Below are 573 nucleotides of genomic sequence, written 5' to 3' on the forward strand. Positions count from 1 at the left end.
ATTCCGGCGCTGCGCAGCCTGCCGCTACTGCACAGGCTGGCCAGGCGCGAAGGGGGCAGCGTCTGCCTCGACTACCTGCCGCCGATGCAACTGCGCGTGGACTGCGTCCCTTGCTAGATCACCGCTGGATCACCGAGCATATCCCCCACCAGGGCAGCATGTGCCTGCTCGAGTCGGTCGTCGACTGGTCGGCGACGACGATTTCCTGCCGCGCAACCAGCCATACCGACCCGGCCAACCCGCTGCGCGCCGAGGGTCGCCTGGGCGCAGCGAACGCCATCGAGTACGCGGCGCAGGCGATGGCCGTGCATGGCGCGCTGCTTGCCGAAACCGGTGGACGGCCTCGCCATGGCTACCTGACCAGCCTGCGCGGCGTGACCCTGCACGTCGCCCGGCTTGATGACCTGCCTGGGGAACTGAGCGTCCAGGCCGAGTGCCTGTCGAGCGACAGCCACAATCTCCTCTACCGCTTCTCGGTCAGCCACGCCGGCCGCTGCCTGGTCGACGGACGCGCCGCCGTCGTCCTCGACGCCGCCACGGTCGCCGCGGCACGACGGCCATGAAGCGCGCGCT

The 573-nt window shown here is 70.2% G+C and carries 1 protein-coding gene; it reads left to right on the forward strand.

Features of this window, described 5'->3' with window-relative positions; translation table 11 throughout:
- The first annotated feature begins 110 nt into the window (after window positions 1–110).
- Entirely contained in the window at window positions 111–563 is a 453-nt protein-coding gene (locus tag CAPSK01_RS16000) for a hotdog family protein (protein WP_034928938.1), read from the forward strand.
- Window positions 564–573: the final 10 nt, after the last annotated feature.

The sequence above is a fragment of the Candidatus Accumulibacter vicinus genome (genome assembly GCF_000584955.1).
Taxonomy (GTDB): domain Bacteria; phylum Pseudomonadota; class Gammaproteobacteria; order Burkholderiales; family Rhodocyclaceae; genus Accumulibacter; species Accumulibacter vicinus.